The organism is Nocardia mexicana NBRC 108244 (genome assembly GCF_001613165.1).
Taxonomy (GTDB): Bacteria; Actinomycetota; Actinomycetes; order Mycobacteriales; family Mycobacteriaceae; genus Nocardia; species Nocardia mexicana.
In genome coordinates, this window is sequence record NZ_BDBV01000076.1 from 22,871 (window position 1) to 42,060 (window position 19,190).

The following is a 19,190-nucleotide window of genomic DNA, read 5'->3' on the forward strand; positions in this document are numbered from 1 at the left end:
GGCATCGAGCAGTATCCGCCATCACCAGCGCAGCTGACGGAGAGTGCGATATGAGAACGCCGGGGGGTGAACACGACACCTTCGAAATCCTGAACGTGGTGCCCCTGCGTGGACCGGGCGGGATGATCGGGCCGTCCTGTGAGGCCGCCGCCGGGTTAGCGGAGCTCGAAATCAACAGCGGCAGCGGCATTCTCGGCCGCGAGGTGCGTATCACCACCGTCGACGGCGGTGCCCCGCCGCGCGAGATCGCCCGGGAGGTCTCGGCATTCCTCGCCACCGGCATGGTCGGTGCCGTCACCGGAATCCCGATGCCCGATGCCCGCGCCGCCGTCGTGCAGGCCGTGGACGGGCGGGTGCCCGCGCTGTTCGGCATCGGCGACGACGGCCAGTTCGGTTCCCGGCGCGGGGTGTTCATGATCGGCGAGAATCCGGGCGCCCAGACGGTGGACGCGCTGAACTGGCTGCACCGGGAGTTCGGGGCGCATCGATGGGCGCTGGTGGCCAGCGATTACATCTGGTCGCGCATGATGATTCCGGCCCTGCACCAGATGCTCGACCGGCCGCACTCCATCGTGGCCGAATACGTCCTCCCCCAGGGCTGTGCGGATTACGACGAGGTACTGACCGATCCGCGGCTGGATCTCGCCGACGGCGTCGTGGTGCTGCTGGTCGGGGCCGACGCGGCGCGCTTCAATCGGGCCTTCGCGGCGGCCGGGCGGGCCGAGCGGCAGTTCCGCACCGGACCGACCGCCGACGAGAATCTGTTGGCCGCGGGCGGTTTCCGGGCCAACGCCAATATCTATGTGCCCTCCAGCGTGATCCCCGATTCGCGCCTGCGACCCGACCGCGAGCGAATCGAGCGCTATCACCGGCTGCACGGCAGTTTCGCGCCGTCGTTCAGCCGCTTCGCCACCTGTATCTACCAGTCGCTGCACACCCTGCGGTCGATGCTGGCGGCCGCCGGGTCCAACGACGTGGAGCGCATTCACACGCGAGTCGGCTCGGGCACGGTCTTCGAGCACAATGCCGGGGAGTTCCGGCTGCAGGGCGACCAGCTGCAACAGCCGGTCCGGATCTTCCGGGCCAACGGCGCCGAATTCGAGGTACTTCTCCGGGTCTGATTCCGGCCGCGAGCGCGCCGGAATGACGAGGGATTCGCTCTAGGCCGAGACCAGGCTGTCGAGCACCGACAGGAAGATGCCCAGCCCGTCGTCGCTCGGACCGGTGAGGGGCTCGGTGGCGTGCTCCGGGTGCGGCATCAGGCCGACGATGCGGCCGTCGGCGGAGGCGATACCGGCGATATTGCGCTGCGAGCCGTTCGGGTTCTCCCCCGCGTAGCGGAACACCACGCGGCCCTCGCCCTCCAGCTCGTCGAGCACCGACGGCGCGGCCTGGTAGCGGCCCTCCGCGTTCTTGACCGGGACGAGGATCTGCGCGCCCGGCTCGTATCGGGAGGTCCAGGCCGTATTCGTCTGCTCCACCCGCAGCCATTCGTCGCGACAGACGAAGTGCAGGCCCTCGTTGCGGGTCAGCGCGCCGGGCAGCAGCCCCGCCTCGCACAGCACCTGGAAACCGTTGCAGATGCCCAGCACCGGCATGCCCTTACCGGCCGCCTCGACCACCTTGCCCATCACCGGGGCGAAGCGGGCGATGGCACCGGCACGCAGGTAGTCGCCGTAGGAGAAGCCGCCGGGGACGACGACCGCGTCGACACCCTTCAGGTCGGCGTCGGCGTGCCACAGGCTGACCGCCTCGGCGCCCGCCAACCGCACCGCGCGGGCGGCGTCGACGTCGTCGAGGGTGCCCGGAAAGGTGATGACCCCGATGCGGCTGCTCACGAGACCCGAACCACTTTCCAGTCCTCGATCACGGTGTTGGCCAGCAGCGCCTCGGCGATCTTCTCGAGCTCCGCGTCGTCCACGCTGTCGTCCACGTCGAGTTCGAATCGCTTGCCCTGCCGCACATCCGAGACGCCGGGAAAACCCAGGCGCCCGAGTGCACCGACGATGGCCTGGCCCTGCGGATCCAGGATCTCGGTCTTCGGCATGACCTCGACCACGACTCGTGCCACGCGCTGCTCCTCACGCTGGTGGGGGTTACCTGAACAGCCTAATGGGGGTGGTGGGTCGCGGGCCCGCCGGGGCACACGGAGTTACGGTGAACACATGCGCATAGCCCACTTCGGTCATTCCTGCGTTCTCGTCGAGATCGACGGCACCAAGATCCTGTTCGATCCGGGTACGTTCTCGCACGGCTTCGAGGGCATCACCGGGCTCGACGCGATCGCGATCACCCACCAGCATCCCGATCACATCGATCCGAACCGGATCGAGGCGCTGCTCGAGCAGAATCCGGGCGCGCGGCTGCTCAGCGACCCCCAGACCGCGCGGCTGCGCGGCGAGCCCTGGGAGGAGGTGCCCGCGGGCCGGGTGCTGACCGTCGGCGGCGTGCAGATCACCGGCGGCGGCGGACGGCACGCGGTGATCCACCCCGAACTCCCGGTCATCGACAACACCGTCTTCCAGCTGGGCACACCCGACGATCCGGCGCGGTTCGTCCATCCCGGCGACTCGCTGTGGGTGCCGCCGGTGCGGGTCGGGGTGCTCGCCATGCCGGCGGTGGCGCCGTGGATGAAGATCAGCGAGGCCGTCGACTACCTGCGCGCCGTCGGGCCGCGCGCCGCCTTCCCCATCCACTACGGGATCATCGCGCCCGAGGCGCAGGGCATCTACTTCGGCCGACTGTCGGAGATGCGGCCCCCGGACACCGACTTCACGGTGATCCAGGCCGAGGACCACGCCGATCTGTGACGGTACGCCCGCACCCGAGCCGGACGGTCAGCCGGAGTAGGTGGCGAGGAACAGGGCTTCGGTGAGGGCCATGTGCTCGATTTCTGTCGGGTCCACGCTCTCGTTGGGGGCGTGGATGAGGCATTTGGGTTCCTCCACGCCGATCAGCATGATCTCCGCATTCGGGTAGGTGTCGGCGAAGACGTTGCACAGCGGGATGGAACCGCCCTGGCCCTCGGTGGTCGCCTCGCGACCGTAGGAGGCCTGGAAGGCGGCCTCCATGGCCCTGCGGGCCGGGCCGCTGGTGCCGGAGCGGAACGGGGAGCCGACGGACTCGCAGTCCACCGTCACCTTCGCATGCCACGGTGTATTCGATTCCAGGTGTGCGGTAAGGGCTTTCAGCGCCTTGTCCGCCTCGACCCCCGGCGGTATCCGGAGATTCAGCCGGGCACGGGATTTGGGCTGGATGGCGGCCGACGAACCGACCACCGGCGGCACGTCTATGCCCAGCACCGTGATCGCCGGGCGCGCCCAGACCATATCGGACACGGTGCCGTCACCGAGCAGGTCGACACCGTCGAGCACGCCCGCGTCGGCACGGAACTGCTCGACGGGGTATTGCGCGCCGTCCCAGACCTGATCGCCGGGCAGTCCGGCGATCGTGGTGTTGCCCTTGGCATCTCGCAATGTGGCGAGGATATGGATCAGCGCGGCCAGCGCATCGGGCGCGGGACCGCCGAACATGCCGGAATGCATGGGGCCCGCCAGGGTTTCGACGGTCACGACGACATCGATGGCACCGCGCAGGGTCTGGGTGAACGTCGGCACGCCGACCGCGAAATTGCCGCAGTCGGCGATCACCAGTGCGTCGGCGCGCAACAGGTCGGCATTCTTCGGGACGAACGCCTCCAGTCCGCCGGTGCCCTGCTCCTCCGAGCCCTCGGCGACCAGCGTGATGCCGACCGGATAGTCGCTGCCGCCCAACGTTTCCCGCAGTGCGCGCAGCGCCGTCAGGTGCGTGACGATATTGCCCTTGCAGTCGGCGGCGCCGCGGCCGTACCAGCGACCGTCCTTCTCCGTCAGCTGCCAGACCGGGGTGTGCCAGGCCGCGTCGTCGAGCGGCGGCTGCACGTCGTAGTGGCAGTACAGCAGCACGGTCGGCGCACCGGCCGGAGCGGGACGCCGGGCGACGACGGCCTTACTGCCGTCGGGTGTCTCGTGCAGTCCGGCATCCGACAGGCCCACGGCGGCAAAGGCATCGGCCACCCACTCGGCGGTCCGGTGGCATTCCTCCGCCGGGAACTGCCGCGGATCGGCCACCGATCGGTACGAAACCAGTTCGGTCAGATCGGCTTTCGCCTGCGGCATCAGCGAGTGCACCTGCGTGCGCAGGGCGGACGTACGGGAATCGTCGGTCATATCAGCTCATTTCGTCGTCTCGCCGAGCTTCAGATCGCTCATCTGCTCGAGGTAGGCACGCAGCTTGTCCGGGCAGTAGGTATCGATGGCCAGTTCGGTCGCCGCGATCGTGTCGACGTCGGCGATCACCGGCCGGTTCCCGGGTCCGCTGGCGCCGTTGGTGATCGCCGCCTGGTACCGCGCCTTGATCAGCGGCGAGGACGGATCCTGGCAGATCAGGCCGCCGTCACGTCCCAGCGAATCCCGGATCACGTCCGTCTCCGGAGCCGGCAGTCCCGCGGCGACCAGCCGTCCGTGGAGCTCTCGCGCCCGCTCTGTGGCAACCGAATCGCGCTTGTTCTGCTCGAACAGCACCAGTCCGATCACCACGATCAGTATCAGCACGACCGCGACCACGGCGTTGACGATACGCCGGCGCCGAGTCTGCTCCGAGGTCTCCAGATGCTCGCTCATGGCTGCACCTCCCCCGGCACCTCGGTCTTCCAGCTCGGTTTCCGGAACCGGAAGAACAGGTAGGGAATCAGCAGTCCGACGATGCCCATGCCGAGGCCGATCAGCAGCACATAGCTCAGCGCATTGCCGCTGCCGTACTGCGAGGGCGGCACGAACCCGATCAGGAAGGCGGCGACCGAGGACACCGTTCCCAGCCCGCACAGCGCGATCAGGGCGGGCGCGCGGTAGCCGCGCGGATGGTCGGGTTGCTTGCGCCGCAACCGGATCGCGGCCACGAACATCAGCACGTACATGATCAGATAGACCTGGGTCGTGATCACCGACAGGATCCAGTAGGCGCTGGACACGTCGGGGATGAATGCGTAGAGCAGCGCCAGGATCGTGGTCACGACCCCCTGCGCCATCAGCATGTTCTGCTGCACGCCGTGCCTGTTCACCCGGGTGAGGATCGGCGGCAGGTAGCCCTCGGTACGACCGATCAGCAGCAGGCCCTTCGACGGACCGGCCAGCCAGGTCAGCATGCCGCCCAGCGCCGCGGCCACCAGCATGACGCCGAGAACCGGTGTGAGGAAACCGATTCCGAAGTGATTGAAGAAACCGTCGAAGGCCTGCATGACACCGGCGGTGAGGCTGAGGTTCTTCGAGGGCACCACCCAGCTGATCACCACCGCGGGGATGATGAAGATCGCCAGCACCAGCGCCACGGCCAGCGCCATCGCCTTCGGATACTCCCTGCCCGGATCCTTCAGCGACGACACGTGCACGGCATTCATCTCCATGCCCGCGTAGCTGAGGAAGTTGTTGACGATCAGCACGAGGCTGGCCAGGCCGGTCCAGGCGGGCAGCAGATGCGACGAGTCCATCGGGGCGGCCGACGAATTGCCCTGCGCGAGAAAGACGATACCGAGCACGACGAGGAGCACGCCGGGGATCAGGGTGCCGATGATCAGACCCATACTCGACAGTCCCGCAACGGTTTTCGTGCCCTGAGAGGATACGTACACCCCGGCCCAGTAGATGACGATGATGACGATCGCGACGTAGAGGCCGTTCGTCGCCAGCGACGGATGGATGATGTAGGCGAAGGTGCTCGCCACATACGCCAGCAGGCTCGGATAGTAGAAGATCGTCATCGCGAACTGGCACCACACCGCGAGGAAGCCCAGCGGCTGCGACAGTCCCTCCCCCACCCACTTGTAGACGCCACCGGCCCAGCCCGACGCCAGCTCGGCCGCGACGAACGCCGTCGGCAGCAGGAACAGGAGCGCGGGCAGCAGATACAGGAATACGCACGCCAGCCCGTACACCGCCATGGTCGGCGCGGCGCGCAGGCTGGCCACGGAACTGGTGGTCATCAGCGCCAGCGTCACCCAGGAGATGTACTTGGTGACCACGGCCGTCTTGGCCGCCTTCGCCGTCGGCACCGCTGTCGCCATCACCGCTCCTTCTTCTGCCCGCTACCCACTGGGATCCAGAGATCGAGCAAACGGTCGAAACGGCACCGTTCCAGCTCACTGTGCCATCCGGGATCGCGGATCGGCCATACTTCGCGACCGTTCGGCGACACTTCGTTAACAATCCGCAATCGCCGGGATCAGAACACCGAGAACCGGCCCGACCGCGCGAAGGCCTCCAGTGCCGTGGCGCCCGACACCGAATTCCCCTGCTCGTCCAGTCCGGGCCCCAGGCGGCCACCGCGCACTTGTCCGGGACGATCGCCAGAATCCCGCCGCCCACGCCGCTCTTGCACGGCAGGCCGATCCGATAGGCGAATTCGCCTGCCGCATCGTAGGTTCCGCAGGTCGTCATCAGCGCCATGATGTGCCTGGCATCGGACCGCGACAGCAGCCGCGTGCCGTCGGCGCGCAGCCCGTGGCGGGCGATGAGCAGGCCCGCCCGGGCCAGCTCCGCGCACGTGATGCTGAACGAGCACTGCCGGAAATAGTGGTCGAGGGCGAGATCGACGGGATTGACCATATTGCCGAAGCTCGCCATCAGATACGCGATGGCCCGGTTGCGGTCGCCGGTGCGCAGCTCGGATTCGGCGATCACGCTGTCGACGTCGAGCTGCGGATTCCCGGTCTCCGCGCGCAGCAGGTCGCGCAGCGCGGAGACGCCGTCGCCGGTATCGGCCAGCAATTGGTCGGCGACCACGATCGCCCCCGGATTGATGTACGGATTGCGGGGGATCCCCTGCTCCACCTCCAGCTCGATGAGGTCGTTGAACGGGGTGCCCGAGGGCTCCCGGCGCACCCGCTTCCAGATCTGGCAGTCCTTGCGCCCGAGCACCAGGGCGAGGGCGAAGACCTTGGAGATGCTCTCGATGGCGAACGGAACATGCACATCACCGTCGCCGTGGACGGCACCGTCGACCGTGGCGACGCTGACGCCGAACTGGTTCGGGTCGACCTGCGCCAGGCCCGGGATGTAGTCGGCGACCTTTCCGGCGCCGATCTGCGAGCTCGTGGCGGACATCGCCTGCGCTAGCACACGCTGATAGTCCATTCCGGCAGTGTAAACTGTCAGCAACTTCGATTGAGTGACGAATAGACCGGTACAACAACCAGTTTCGCGCTCGATGAAACTGGCTCTAGTCGCGCGGCAACCCTCGAGCGAGCGTCTGCCCAGGAGGCCAGGATGTCCGACCGTCCCAGCGATTCCGAAGACCTGTTCGCGCTGCCGCAATTGGAGTCGGGCGCGCCGAAGTCCGGATTCCCGCATCCCGAGATGTTCCCGCTGGCCGCCTACCAGATCGTCCACGACGAGCTGCTGCTCGACGGCGTCTCCCGGATGAATCTGGCCACCTTCTGCACCACCTGGGTCGACGACCAGGCCCGCCGCCTGATGAACGAATCCATCGACAAGAACATCGTCGACAAGGACGAATACCCGCAGACCGCCGAGCTCGAGCGGCGCTGCGTGCGCATGCTCGCCGACCTGTGGCACTCCCCCGATCCGGCGACGACGATGGGCACCTCCACGACCGGCTCCAGCGAGGCCGCCATGCTCGGCGGGCTCGCTGCCAAGTTCCGCTGGCGCAAGCGCGGCGGCAAGGGCATTCCGAATTTCGTGTGCGGTCCGGTGCAGGTCTGCTGGGAGAAGTTCGCGCGCTACTTCGATGTCGACATCCGCCAGATCCCGCTGCGCGGCGACCGGTTGACGATGCACCCCGACGATGTCGCGGCGCACTGCGACGAGAACACCATGATGGTGATGCCCACGTTCGGGCAGACCTTCACCGGCCTGTTCGAGGACGTCGCGGGCATCAGCCAGGCCCTCGACGACCTGCAGGACAAGACGGGCCTCGACATACCCATCCACGTCGACGCGGCCAGCGGCGGCTTCCTCGCGGCGTTCACGGCGCCGGAGCTGGTGTGGGACTTCCGGCTACCGCGGGTGAAGTCGATCAACGCCTCCGGCCACAAGACCGGTCTCGCGCCGCTCGGGGCGGGCTGGGCGATCTGGCGGGAGGCCGAGGATCTGCCCGAGGAGCTGGTGTTCAACGTCGACTATCTCGGCGGCAACATGGGCACGTTCAACCTCAACTTCTCCCGGCCCGGTGGGCAGGTCGTCACCTCCTACTACGAGTTCATCCGGCTCGGCCGGGTCGGCTACAACCGGGTGCAGTCGGCGACGTACTCGGTGGCCCGGCATCTGGCCTCGGGGATCGATGATCTCGGGCCGTTCGAACTGATTCACGACGGAGATCCGCTGCGCGGCATCGCGGCGGTGTCGTGGAAGCTGCGCGCGGACCAGACGTTCAACCTCTACGACCTGTCCGATCGGCTGCGCACCCGTGGCTGGCTGGTCGCCGCGTACCCGCTGCCCGCCGACCGCAACGACGAGACCATCATGCGCGTGCTGGTCCGGCACGGGTTCAGCCGCGATATGGCCGATCTGCTGCTGGCCGATATGCGCCGGTCGCTGGGGCAGTTGGACAAGCATCCGCCCACGGTCCCGCTCACGCGCGAGGAGGCCGGTGGGTTCACCCACAGCGCCACGGCCGTGGTCAGCACCGAGACCCTGCGGCACGCGGCCGGACTCGACAGGTGACCGCCACCGAGCAGACCGCGAAACCCGCCACCACCAGGTACCTGTCCACGGTCGCACTCGGCTTCACCACCGCCGCGGCCATCGTGACCAGCCTGCGCGGTCTTCCGGCGATGGCCAAGGAAGAGCTGACGATGTTCTTCTACATCGCCTTCTCGGTGGTGCTGTTCCTGATTCCGGCCGGGCTGGTGGCCGCCGAGCTGGGCAGCGCGTTCGGGCGGCAGGCCGGCGGCTTGTACGCGTGGATCAGCGGGGCCTTCGGCAAGCGGGTCGGATTCTGGGCGATCTTTCTGTCCTGGCTGCAGGCCATGGTGTTCTATCCGACCGGCCTGAGTTTCGCCGCCGCCGGTGTCGCCTTCGCCATCGATAAGCCGCATCTGGCCCAGGACCACATCTATGTCGGCATCTTCTCGGTCGTCGCGTACTGGGCCTGCACGGCGGTCGCGCTGGTGGGTAATCAGTTCGCGGCCAAGGTGACTCAGGCGGGTTTCCTGCTCGGCACCGCCGTTCCGGGACTGATCCTGGTGGCGCTGTTCGTCTGGTGGCTGGCGAGCGGGCATTCGATCGGCTGGGAGCACACGACCGATCCGGCGGTGACCGTGGAGCACGACGGTCACGATGCGCCGCGGTATATGCCCTATATCGCCGGGCTGTCGGCCCTGGCCTTCCTCGGCAATATCCTGGAGAACTTCACCGGCGTCGAATCGCAGGCGGTGCACGCCACCGAGCTGCGCAATCCGGGCCGCCAGTATCCGATCGCGATCATGATCGCGGCCGTCGCCTCGGCGGCGATCTTCACCCTCGGCGCGCTGGCGGTCGCGGGCATCCTGCCCTATGACCGGATCAACCTGAACTCCGGCGTATTCGACGCGCTCCGTTCGGGTTTCGACTCCCTCATGCACGTCGGCTGGCCGGTGTTGATCCTGGCCGCGATGATCGCGTACGGCGCGCTGGCCGGAACCCTGGCCTGGATCACGGGCCCGAGCCGCGGCGTGCTGGCCACCGCGCACGACGGGATGCTGCCGCCGGTGCTGCAGAAGGTGAATCCCCGTGGCGTGCAGGTGAACATCCTGCTCACCCAGGGCGTGGTGGTCACGCTGCTGTGCCTGCCGTACTTCCTCATGTCCGATGTCAGCAGCGCCTTCTTCCTGATCACGGCGATGGCGGTCGGCATCTACATCATCATCTACCTGTTCATGTACGCCGCCGCGATCCGGCTGCGCTACACCCGGCCGGATCTCCCGCGCAGTTTCAAGGTGCCCGGCGGCCCGGCCGGGATGTGGATCATCGCCGGAATCGGCTTCGCCGCCATGGCTTTCGCTCTGGTGACGGCCTTCGTGCCGCCCTCTCAGCTGCCGATCGGGAATCCGGCGACCTACGTCATCCTCGTCGCGGGCGGAACGGTGCTGTTCTGCGTGATCCCCCTCGTCGTCGAGCGATTGAAGAAGCCCGGCTGGGCGGCGCCGGACGAGGAGAAGGTGAAATCGCATGGGCCCAGCAGCGAACTGCGGCAACGCCTTCAGCGCTAGTTCCCCGCATTCGGCACATCCGTGCGGAATCGCCGCCCGTCTTTTCCGGCATGCCGGGAATGACAAGAGGTGGCGCCAAGGGCAGTGTCAGCGGAGGGATTGCGCTGCGGCGGCGGCTATCACGGCGGCAACGGCGCTCAGGGCCGGGGAGTCCAGGCGCCACTGCTGCCAGTAGAGCGGGACATCGATGTGCAGGCCCCGGCCGAGAGCGACTATGCGGCCGGACTTTTCGTCGGCGGGAGTCTGCAGGTCCGGCAGCAGGCCCCAGCCGAGGCCGAGGCGGACCGCCTCGTAGAAGCCAGACGAAGACGGGATGTAGTGGCGGGGCGGGTCGAGCGGCCGCCGGGCGCGGCGGCGCATCAAGCGGTCCTGCAGGTCGTCCTTGCGGTCGAACAGGACCACCGGCGCGGCCGCGAACGCGCGGGCGGTGGCCCCGTCGGGGAACCAGGTGCGCACGAAATCCGGTGTGGCCATGGCCCGGTAGCGCATCGCGCCGAGCCGCTCGGCCCGGCAGCCCTGCACCGGCTGCGCGGTGGCGGTGATGGCCGCCATGACGGTGCCGTCGCGCAGCAGCCGGGTGGTGTGCTCCTCGTCCTCGCGGTGGATCTCGAAGCAGATCCCGGCGGGCGCCCGGCCGAAGGCGGGCATCACCCAGGTCTCGAGCGAATCGGCATTGACCGCGACGGGAATGCGAACCGGCCCGGCCGTGCTCTCGGATTCCGTTGCGGCAGCACCGAGTTCACGAGCCGTGTCACCGGTGAGCAGTTCGATCTGGCGGGAAAGCCGGAGCACGGCGAGCCCGGATTCGGTGGGCCGCACCGGTTTCGATCGCTGTAGCAGAATCCGCCCGACGGTCCCCTCCAGGGCCTTGATGCGCTGGCTCACCGCGGACGGCGTGACCCGCAGGCGGCGGGCGGCGGCCTCGAGGGTGCCCTCGGCGACCGTCGCGTCGAGGGCGCGGAGCTGGTCCAGCTGCAGATCCATGCTTAGAAATTCTAATGGTCCCTGAAAATCTTTAGCTTGTCTGACTACTGACGGCTTCTTAACGTCGAAAGGTGTGAATACCTCCTCCGCGCTGACGGCGACCCTGTCGGGCCTGGGCTTCGGGCTGTCCCTGATCGTGGCGATCGGGGCACAGAACGCGTTCGTGCTGCGGCAGGGTATTCGCGGCGAGCACATCCTCGCGGTGGTCGCGGTGTGCTCGATCTCGGACATCGTGCTGATCGCGGCCGGTGTCGGCGGCCTCGGCGCCCTCGTCGCCTCAGCCCCGGCCCTACTCATGGTCGCGCGCTACGCGGGCGCCGCCTTCCTCCTCGGCTACGCGGCCCTCGCCGCCCGCCGCGTCCTGTCCCCCAGCGCCCTCATCCCGGACGCGACAACACCCACAACGGAAACAGCGCAGGCAACGACGGCCTCGGGTGTGGCCCACTCCGGGTCTGTACCCCCGGCGGCTACACAAGGGACCGCAACCATTTCGACAAAGCCAGCGAGCGCAATTACAGCGGTGCCGCGCCGGGTAGCCGGGACCTCCCTGGCGCTCGGGGCCACGGTGCTCACGTGCCTGGCGCTGACCTGGCTCAACCCGCATGTCTACCTGGACACCGTGGTGCTGCTGGGCTCCTTCGCGAATACCTATGCGGGGCCGGACCGCTGGTTCCTCGCGGCCGGAGCGATGCTCGCCAGCGTCCTCTGGTTCACGGCTCTCGGGTACGGCGGTCGCCTCCTCGCTCCGCTCTTCGCCCGCCCCACCGCCTGGCGCGTCCTGGACTCCGCCATAGCCCTCATCATGCTCACCCTCGCCCTGGGCCTACTCCTCACCTGACCCCCGCCGCACCCCGCGCATGCTCACGCACCCCGTACAAGCTTTGCAGGGGGTGCGAGAACGAATGCGGGGTGCGGGGGTTCAGGCGGCGCGGGCGGGGGCCAGGGGTTCCCAGCGGTAGGTGTCGGGGGTGGCCTCGTGGAAGAGGGCCAGGTCGATGGCGTCGAGCATGGCCTGGCGGGGGCCGGAGCGGTCGAGCTGGGCGGCCGAGATCGCCAGGCGCAGCACGGCGCGGCGGCGGGCGGTGCGCGCGGCGCTCATCACCAGCGCGTGGCACCACCACGGCTCGGTGCGGAAGCCCTCGCCGATGCCGTGCACCCAGGCCCGCTGTGCCGCTTGACGTTCCAGGTCGTGGACCGCGCTCAGGCTCAGCGCGAGCCGGAAGCCGACTTCCGGCAGCGCGGCCATGGCGCCGTCGGAGGCGTTCCAGCGCGGCGCCGCGAACAGCCGGGTTCGCAGGCCGACCCCCTCCATCACCCGGTCGGCCGCCATCAACCGCAGCCGCGCCTCGTGGGCGGGCAGCGCCGCGAACTCCGCCCGGCGCCGCTTGGTGGCGGCCTGGTCGTAGCCGTGCAGCACGATCGCATCACCGGACTCCCGGCGCGAGCGCAGCCAATCCTGGGTCCGTGGATCGTCGGCGAGCCGGTACTTGCCCTTCAGTCGCGGTGCCACCAGCAACGACAACGGAACGTCGCGGCGGTCCATCTCCTCGGCGAATGCCATCGCCGTCTCCCGTGTGGTGTCACGGATGCCCGACACCGAGACGATCAGCTGTGCACGCATATTCGCGCGTACCCCCTTTCGGTGCTGCCAACCACACCCACTGTGGGTGCGGCAGGTGTCGGCACCGTGCTGCGCGGGTGACGCTGCGGCGAATTCGCGCTACCGAATCAGCTGATCATCGGACGACAAGGTCAACGCCCGGTTTCATTCGGGCCGGACATCGGCGAGGCCGACGGTGTCCAGCACCCAGGCGTACTCGAACGCCACTTCCTTCCACTTCTCGTAGCGCCCGCTGACGCCGCCGTGGCCCGCGCTCATCTCGGTCTTCAGCAGCAGCTGCGCATCGCCGGTCTTGGTGGCGCGCAACTTCGCCACCCACTTGGCCGGTTCCACGTACAGCACGCGGGTGTCGTTGAGGCTGGTGATCGCCAGGATCGCCGGATAGTCCTTGGCCTCGACGTTCTCGTACGGCGAATAGGACTTCATGTAGTCGTAGACCTGCTTGTCCGCCAGCGGATTTCCCCACTCGTCCCATTCGATGACGGTCAGCGGCAGCGACGGATCGAGGATCGAGGTGAGCGGATCCACGAACGGCACGTTGGCGAGGATGCCGGTGAACAGCTCGGGCGCCAGGTTGGCGACCGCGCCCACCAGCAGGCCGCCCGCGCTGCCCCCGTCGGCGATCATCCGGTCCGGCGCAGTGGCCCCGGTGTCGACGAGATGCCTTGCGCAGGAGACAAAGTCGGTGAAGGTGTTCTTCTTGGTGAGCGTCTTGCCGTGCTCGTACCAGAGCCGGCCCATCTCACCGCCGCCGCGCACGTGCGCGACCGCGAACACCATGCCCCGGTCCAGCAGCGACAGCCGCGAGACCGAGAAGGCCGGGTCGATGCTGGCCTCGTAGGAGCCGTACCCGTACAGCAGCAACGGTTTCGGCCCCGGACCGTCGAAGCCCTTCCGCCACACGAGCGAGATCGGAATCCGGGTCCCGTCCTCGGCCACCGCCCAATCCCGGTGCTGCTCATAGTCGTTCGCGTCGTAGCCGCCCAGCACCGTCTGCTGTTTGCGCAGCAGCAGCTCGCCGGTCGCGGGCACGTAGTCGAAGACCTGCACCGGGGTGATGAAGGAGGTCAGCCCGACCCGCAGTGTCGGCTGGTCCCATTCCGGGTTGGAGCCGACACCGGCCGCGAACAGCTCCAGCCCGAAGTCCAGTTCCTCCGGCTCGCCGTACCCCTCGGAGGTCAACGGCCACACAGCGACTCGCGACAGCGCCTCGCGCCGGTAGGACAGCACCAGATGGTCGGCGAAGCAGTCGATGTCCTCGAGCCGCACGTCGTCGCGATGCGGGATGAGCGTCGTCATATCAGCCGGATCGTCGACGGGCGCGTCGGCGAGCACGAAGTTCTCCGCCTTCACACCGTCGACAACGTCGTTGTGCAGGATGAGGAATCGATCCCGGCCACCGACCACCGCGTGTTCGGCCGAATACTCGACGCCCTCGCGCCGCGGCAGCAGCACGCGGAATTCGCCCTCGGGATCGTCGGATTCGAGAATCCAGCCCTCGCTGGTGATCTTCGAGCCCACCCAGATCATCAGGTACTTCTCGGAGCGGGTGGCGCCGATGCTCACCCAGTAGCGCTCATCCGCCTCGTGGAAGACCTTGACGTCCTGCTCTTTCGGCGTGCCCAGCCGATGCCGCCAGACGGTGTCGGGCCGCCAGGATTCGTCGACGGTCTGGTAGAAGACGTGGGTTCCGTCCAGCGACCAGGTCGCGCCGGGCGCGGTGCCGGGGATCTCGTCGCCGAGCAGTTCGCCGGTGCGCAAGTCCTTGAACCGCAGCACATATCGCTCGTCGCCGACGGTGTCCATCGAGTACGCCAGCAGCGTGCCGTCGTGGCTGATCGAGAAGGCGCCCAGCGCGAAGAAGTCGTGCCCCTCGGCGAGGACGTTGCTGTCCAGCAGGATCTGCTCGCCGGGGATTTCGGCGCCCACCTCCAGCTGCGGCGGCGTCCAGTCGTCGGGGTCGGCGATCGGGCAGCGGCAGTGCACGCCGTACTGCTTGCCCTCGAAGCTGCGGGAGTAGTACCAGTACTCGCCCATCCGCGCCGGAACCGACAGATCGGTTTCCTGAGTCCGGGCCTTGATCTCGTCGAAGATCTTGTCCTGCAACGGTCGCAGCTGCGCGGTCTGCGCGTCCGTGTAGGCGTTCTCCGCCTCGAGATGGGCGATGACGTCCGGATTGTCCTTGTCGCGCAGCCATTCGTACTCGTCGACGACCGTATCGCCGTGATGCACGCGCTCGGTCGGTACTCGCTGCGCGGTCGGCGGTGTCACCTCGCCGGGCCGCGACGGAGACCCGGCGGACGCTGTGCCGCCGACGTTCGGGGTCGTTCCGGTACCACTGTCGAGAGCCATGCGCTCCACCGTAGTGCGCGGCTCGTGGCGACCAGCGCCAACCCCGGCCCGCGGGTCAGCTCAGCCCGGGCGTGCGCGGCGCCGGTCGACGCAGGTCGCGACCGCTGTCGCGGGCCGTGCGGCGGGAGTCCATGAGGAAGTACAGGGCGGCCTTGCGGCGGGGGCATTGATCGGTGGGGCAGCTGCGGTGGATGTGCAAGATGTTGTGCGCTTGCTCGACGGTGAGGTGCCGGGGCACCACCGCGCAACTGTCGAAGACGGGTGCCATGCGGTGCTCCATCCTTATCGTGCCTGGGGTGTGGCGCGGCGCACACTTTCCGGCTTCTCGGTCCAGTCGACGCCGTATATCCGCCACAGTGAGCTGGGTTTCCGATTCACTTGCCGGGTAAACCACGAGAATGCCGCGACCCGCCGACAAATGCCGCCACTCGCCGGTACTCGGAGATCATTTGCCAGCGGCGGCTATGACCAGCGGTTTTCCCGAACCCCGGAAGCCGCGAGGCGCAGCGCGAGCAGACCCTGTCGACCGGGCTGGATCCGAACATCCGCCCCTCCCGCCCCAAGCGCACCACCAGTCACAGGAAATTCAATTCCCTCGTGCTCGGAATGCCTTTTCCCATCCGCGCACCGGCATTTCTGCGAAGGATCTGCGGCATTGGAGAAGAATGTCGTATCACGGATTTCGGCCGCGGCGGAACCGGCTACTGTGGCTGCGATACCGCACGGCGAACGGACACCCACCCGCACAGGAGCAGATGTGGAAGCGAAGAACCGCGAGATCGAGCCCGACGCCGTATGGCACCGCAGCAGCGAATCCGGCGGTGTCGAGGTGGCCTTCCTCGCCAGCGGCAATATCGGCCTGCGCGATGCGAAGAACCCCGACGGTCCGACGCTCATCTTCACCCCCGGCGAATGGTCGGCCTTCGTCGCGGGGGCCAAGGACGGCGAATTCAACCGTCCGGGGCGATAACCCGCGTCACGCCCCGATAGCGGCGGCGATCGTGGGCCACGAGGCGTGCAGGGTGTCCTGCCAGTAGGACCACGAATGCGTGCCCACCGGGCTGCGATCGATGCGGGCGGGGATGTTCAGCGCGCGCAGTCGCTGCTCGAACGAGGTCACGCAGCCGTCCACTCCGGCCTCGATCGGCGCGCCGAAGAAGATGTTCTCCGGGAGCTGGGGCTTGATCTCGGTCTCGTGCGGGCCGGGGATGCCGGTGCCGGTCGACAGGTAGATCGTCGTGCCGCGCAGGCGATCCGCCAGCAGCGCCGGATCGTGTTCGCCCCAGGCCGGGCCGCCGGGCGCGCCCCACATATTGCCCGGACTGCCGCCGCGATTGGCGATGGAGAACAGGATCGGTCCCTGCGCCATGCCCAGATCCGGGCAGGCGCTGTAGCCGGCGACCGCGCGGTACATGCCCGGGTTGCGCACGGCCAGCACGAACGCTGCGATGCCGCCCATCGAGAGCCCGCCGATCGCGTTCACGCCGTTGCCCGCGAAGTGGGAATCGATGATCGGGGGCAGCTCCCGGGTCAGGAACGTCTCCCACCGGTAGCGGCCGAACCGGGGATCGTCCTGCTGCCAGTCGGTGTAGTAGCTGGCCTGGCCGCCCATCGGCAGCACCACGTTGACATCGCGACCGGCGAAGAACGGCTCGGCGTCGGTGGCATTGGTCCAGGTGCTCTGCTTCTCCCCCGGGTCCAGGCCGTCGAGCAGGTAGTAGGACGGGCGCGAGCCGCCGCCCGCGGGATGCAGCACCTGCACCTGGATCGTGCGGCCCATGGCGGCGGACTCCACGAATACCGCGGACCTGGTCGGACTCAGCTCATCGATGCCCACGACCCGGGCCGCGGACGCGCGCGGCGCCTGCCCCACCCAGGGCGCGAGGGCGCCCAGCATCCCAGCGAGCACAACAGCAGCAACGGCTCTGCGCCGCATAGCCCACCTCCATCAGCCCACCACACGTACCCTCAAAAGTAGCTCACGCCTTGACAAGACGAGGCGCATTGGCAGTCTGGCGTTTCCTTGGCAAACCAAATGGTTCGTGTCACAGCACGTGGGTCACCGCCGCGGGACGGCTCGCTCCAGCGCGCCGCGGATGGATGTCGCCAGATAGTCCAGATCGGCCCGGGCCGGGCTGGTCGGGCGGCCGCGCAGCCCGAACCCGTCGCCGGGGGTGCGCGGAATGACATGCAGGTGCACATGGAACACCTCCTGGCCCGCCGTCACCCCGTCGGCGAGAAAGAAGTTCACTCCGTCGCAATGCACCTCGGAATCGCGCAGCGCCGCCGCCAGCCGCTGCCCGACCCGGAACAGCTTGCCCCCCATCTCCGGATCCAGTTCGGCGAGACTACGCGCCGGGACCTTCGGTATCACCAGTAGATGTCCGGGCGTCATCGGCCGAATGTCCATGAACGCCAGCACATCCGCGTCCTCGTACACCTTCGACGCGGGGGCGCGACCGGCAACGATATCGGCGAAGATCGTGTAGGGGTCCATGGACGACCAGCCTACGTCCCGGCGACCGGCCGCACGACGCGACAGGAACCGCCGGTGGCGCTAGAGGATCGGCGACGGCGTGTAGCGGGCCGCCTCCGGGTCGGCGTCGGCCAGCTTCTGCACCTGCGCGACGACGTCGGCGACCTGGGCCTCCGCGGCGCCGATGAATGCGGACCTGTCGGCCAGCGCCTCGTCCAGGGCGGCCCGGTCCAGCGGCATGCGCTCGTCGGCGGCCAGGCGGTCCAGCAGATCCGGCTCGCGGCCCTGCTCCCGCATGGCCAGCGCCACGGCGACGGCGTGCTCCTTGATGACCTCGTGCGCGGTCTCCCGCCCGACTCCGGCGCGGACCGCGGCCATCAGAATGCGGGTGGTGGCCAGGAACGGCAGGTAGCGGTTGAGCTCGCGCTCGATGACCGCCGGATAGGCGCCGAATTCGGCCAGCACCGTCAGGAACGTCTCGATCATGCCGTCGACGGCGAAGAAGGCGTCGGGCAGCGCGACGCGGCGCACGACGGAGCAGAACACGTCGCCCTCGTTCCATTGCGCCCCAGCCAATTCCGCGGCCATCGACGCGTATCCGCGCAACACCACCTGCAGGCCGTTGACGCGCTCGCAGGAGCGGGTGTTCATCTTGTGCGGCATCGCCGAGGAGCCCACCTGCCCCGGCTGGAAACCCTCGGTGACCAGCTCGTGCCCGGCCATCAGCCGCACCGTGTGCGCGAAAGACGAAGGGCCCGCGCCCAATTGGACCAGCGCGGAGAGCACGTCGTGGTCCAGCGAGCGCGGGTACACCTGCCCGACGCTGGTGAGCACGGTGGCAAAACCCAAGTGCCGCGCCACTTTCTGCTCCAGCTGGGCCAGCTTCGCCGGATCGCCGCCGAGCAGGTCGAGCATGTCCTGCGCGGTGCCCATCGGACCCTTGATGCCGCGCAACGGATATCGCTCGATCAGCTCCCGCAGCCGGGTCAGCGCGATCAGCACTTCGTCTGCGGCACTGGCGAATCGCTTGCCGAGCGTGGTGGCTTGCGCGGCCACATTGTGCGAACGGCCCGCCATCACCAGCGCCTGGTACTCCGCCGCCCGCTCGGCCAGTCGCGCCGCGACCGCGACACCGTGCCCGTAGACGTGCTCCAGCGACAGCCGGACCTGCAGCTGCTCCACGTTCTCGGTGAGATCGCGGCTGGTCATGCCCTTGTGGATGTGCTCGTGCCCCGCCAGCGCGTTGAACTCCTCGATGCGCGCCTTCACGTCGTGCCGGGTCACGCGCTCGCGCTCGGCGATCGAGGCCAGGTCGACCCGGTCGATGACGCGCTCGTAGTCCTCCACCACGCCGGGCGGGACGTCCACGCCGAGCTCCGCCTGGGCCCGCAGCACCTCCAGCCAGAGGCGGCGCTCGAGCACGATCTTGTTCTCGGGTGACCACAGCCGCACCAGTTCGGGGCTGGCGTATCGGGTGGCGAGGACGTTCGGAACAAGGCTCACACGAGGAAGTCTAG

The 19,190-nt window shown here is 68.2% G+C and carries 18 protein-coding genes and 1 pseudogene; 6 read left to right on the top strand and 13 right to left on the bottom strand.

Going from position 1 to position 19,190, the window contains the following annotated elements; all coding sequences use genetic code 11:
- Positions 1 to 50 precede the first annotated feature (50 nt).
- Positions 51 to 1,121 (top strand): ABC transporter substrate-binding protein, encoded by a 1,071-nt coding sequence (locus NM1_RS28330; RefSeq protein ID WP_068026479.1) that lies wholly within the window; start codon positions 51 to 53, stop codon positions 1,119 to 1,121.
- Between the two features lie 39 nt (positions 1,122 to 1,160).
- On the opposite strand, the gene purQ is transcribed toward NM1_RS28330, so the two are convergent.
- Together purQ and purS are read right to left on the bottom strand one after the other, a co-directional pair.
- On the bottom strand, positions 1,161 to 1,838 hold the full coding sequence (gene purQ, locus NM1_RS28335) for a phosphoribosylformylglycinamidine synthase subunit PurQ (protein WP_068026482.1): 678 nt from the start codon (positions 1,836 to 1,838) through the stop codon (positions 1,161 to 1,163).
- The gene (gene purS / locus NM1_RS28340; RefSeq protein ID WP_068026485.1) at positions 1,835 to 2,071 is read right to left on the bottom strand and encodes a phosphoribosylformylglycinamidine synthase subunit PurS; all 237 of its coding nucleotides are present in this window, start codon (positions 2,069 to 2,071) and stop codon (positions 1,835 to 1,837) included. The genes purQ and purS overlap by 4 nt, the downstream gene beginning before the upstream one ends.
- A gap of 94 nt (positions 2,072 to 2,165) precedes the next feature.
- Here purS and NM1_RS28345 point away from each other — a divergent pair, with 94 nt between their 5' ends.
- Positions 2,166 to 2,810, top strand: a complete 645-nt coding sequence (locus NM1_RS28345) for an MBL fold metallo-hydrolase (protein WP_068026488.1) — start codon at positions 2,166 to 2,168, stop codon at positions 2,808 to 2,810.
- 27 nt (positions 2,811 to 2,837) lie between these two features.
- On the opposite strand, the gene NM1_RS28350 is transcribed toward NM1_RS28345, so the two are convergent.
- The 4 genes and pseudogenes from NM1_RS28350 to glsA all read right to left on the bottom strand — a co-directional run.
- Entirely contained in the window at positions 2,838 to 4,208 is a 1,371-nt protein-coding gene (locus NM1_RS28350; RefSeq protein WP_068026491.1) for a dipeptidase, read from the bottom strand.
- A 6-nt stretch (positions 4,209 to 4,214) separates the two neighbouring features.
- Positions 4,215 to 4,661, bottom strand: coding sequence for a hypothetical protein (locus NM1_RS28355; protein WP_068026495.1), 447 nt, complete (start codon positions 4,659 to 4,661; stop codon positions 4,215 to 4,217).
- Positions 4,658 to 6,097, bottom strand: a complete 1,440-nt coding sequence (gene gadC, locus NM1_RS28360) for a glutamate/gamma-aminobutyrate antiporter GadC (protein ID WP_068026498.1) — start codon at positions 6,095 to 6,097, stop codon at positions 4,658 to 4,660. The genes NM1_RS28355 and gadC overlap by 4 nt, the downstream gene beginning before the upstream one ends.
- A gap of 283 nt (positions 6,098 to 6,380) precedes the next feature.
- Positions 6,381 to 7,382, bottom strand: a pseudogene (gene glsA, locus NM1_RS44690) (glutaminase A); the annotation flags it as partial.
- Here glsA and gad point away from each other — a divergent pair.
- Entirely contained in the window at positions 7,299 to 8,714 is a 1,416-nt protein-coding gene (gad, locus tag NM1_RS28370) for a glutamate decarboxylase (RefSeq protein ID WP_068026505.1), read from the top strand. The pseudogene glsA and the gene gad overlap by 84 nt on opposite strands.
- Positions 8,711 to 10,240, top strand: coding sequence for an amino acid permease (locus NM1_RS28375; RefSeq protein ID WP_068026507.1), 1,530 nt, complete (start codon positions 8,711 to 8,713; stop codon positions 10,238 to 10,240). The genes gad and NM1_RS28375 overlap by 4 nt, the downstream gene beginning before the upstream one ends.
- A gap of 87 nt (positions 10,241 to 10,327) precedes the next feature.
- Here the strand turns inward: NM1_RS28375 and NM1_RS28380 are convergent, their stop codons facing one another.
- Positions 10,328 to 11,224: a LysR family transcriptional regulator ArgP gene (locus NM1_RS28380; protein WP_068026510.1), complete on the bottom strand. Its 897-nt coding sequence runs from the start codon at positions 11,222 to 11,224 to the stop codon at positions 10,328 to 10,330.
- Between the two features lie 73 nt (positions 11,225 to 11,297).
- Here NM1_RS28380 and NM1_RS28385 point away from each other — a divergent pair, with 73 nt between their 5' ends.
- Positions 11,298 to 12,062: a LysE/ArgO family amino acid transporter gene (locus NM1_RS28385; RefSeq protein WP_246011503.1), complete on the top strand. Its 765-nt coding sequence runs from the start codon at positions 11,298 to 11,300 to the stop codon at positions 12,060 to 12,062.
- Positions 12,063 to 12,143: 81 nt separating this feature from the next.
- Here NM1_RS28385 and NM1_RS28390 read toward each other — a convergent pair whose 3' ends face one another.
- The 3 genes from NM1_RS28390 to NM1_RS28400 form a co-directional block, all read right to left on the bottom strand.
- Positions 12,144 to 12,845: a DUF2334 domain-containing protein gene (locus NM1_RS28390; protein WP_068026513.1), complete on the bottom strand. Its 702-nt coding sequence runs from the start codon at positions 12,843 to 12,845 to the stop codon at positions 12,144 to 12,146.
- Positions 12,846 to 12,989: 144 nt separating this feature from the next.
- Positions 12,990 to 15,116 carry a S9 family peptidase gene (locus NM1_RS28395; protein ID WP_068026642.1) on the bottom strand — a complete coding sequence of 709 codons (2,127 nt, stop codon included), beginning with the start codon at positions 15,114 to 15,116 and terminating at the stop codon, positions 12,990 to 12,992.
- Between the two features lie 136 nt (positions 15,117 to 15,252).
- Positions 15,253 to 15,465: a hypothetical protein gene (locus NM1_RS28400; protein ID WP_147289055.1), complete on the bottom strand. Its 213-nt coding sequence runs from the start codon at positions 15,463 to 15,465 to the stop codon at positions 15,253 to 15,255.
- Positions 15,466 to 15,954: 489 nt separating this feature from the next.
- Here NM1_RS28400 and NM1_RS44210 point away from each other — a divergent pair, with 489 nt between their 5' ends.
- Positions 15,955 to 16,167 (top strand): DUF397 domain-containing protein, encoded by a 213-nt coding sequence (locus NM1_RS44210; RefSeq protein ID WP_246011502.1) that lies wholly within the window; start codon positions 15,955 to 15,957, stop codon positions 16,165 to 16,167.
- Between the two features lie 6 nt (positions 16,168 to 16,173).
- Here NM1_RS44210 and NM1_RS28410 read toward each other — a convergent pair whose 3' ends face one another.
- The 3 genes from NM1_RS28410 to purB all read right to left on the bottom strand — a co-directional run bounded on the left by NM1_RS28410 (position 16,174) and on the right by purB (position 19,176).
- Positions 16,174 to 17,133 carry an alpha/beta hydrolase gene (locus NM1_RS28410; protein WP_068026517.1) on the bottom strand — a complete coding sequence of 320 codons (960 nt, stop codon included), beginning with the start codon at positions 17,131 to 17,133 and terminating at the stop codon, positions 16,174 to 16,176.
- A gap of 123 nt (positions 17,134 to 17,256) precedes the next feature.
- Positions 17,257 to 17,694, bottom strand: a complete 438-nt coding sequence (locus NM1_RS28415) for an HIT family protein (RefSeq protein WP_068026521.1) — start codon at positions 17,692 to 17,694, stop codon at positions 17,257 to 17,259.
- 60 nt (positions 17,695 to 17,754) lie between these two features.
- Positions 17,755 to 19,176, bottom strand: a complete 1,422-nt coding sequence (purB, locus tag NM1_RS28420) for an adenylosuccinate lyase (RefSeq protein WP_068026524.1) — start codon at positions 19,174 to 19,176, stop codon at positions 17,755 to 17,757.
- Positions 19,177 to 19,190: the final 14 nt, after the last annotated feature.